At 54.1% G+C, this 246-nt stretch carries 1 protein-coding gene; it reads right to left on the bottom strand.

Annotation, left to right across the window (positions count from 1 at the left end; all coding sequences use genetic code 11):
• Window positions 1–246 (bottom strand): copper resistance protein B (locus tag KMS84_RS44795; RefSeq protein WP_256921655.1); only part of this gene is annotated, 246 nt, incomplete at both ends.

The following is a 246-nucleotide window of genomic DNA, read 5'->3' as shown; positions in this document are numbered from 1 at the left end:
CTTGTCGAATGCCGGTGACGACATCCCACCAAGGACCGATGGCGTGTCCCCACAGAGCCTGAAGTTCAGCGTTCTCGGTTACGCCATTGGTACGTTCGCCTTCCGAACGCAACCATAGGCGATCGACGTCACCGCCGATCCACCCTTTTGCATCCCAAGCCAGCGCACTACCGTTGTCAGCGTCTTGGTACTCAAATTTATCCAGGAGGATGAACGAGTTAATTTTTTTATCGTGCACACCATGGC

The organism is Streptomyces hilarionis, assembly GCF_024539675.1.
In the GTDB taxonomy this organism is placed as follows: Bacteria; Actinomycetota; Actinomycetes; order Streptomycetales; family Streptomycetaceae; genus Streptomyces; species Streptomyces hilarionis.
This window is presented reverse-complemented; position numbering and strand designations above follow the sequence as displayed.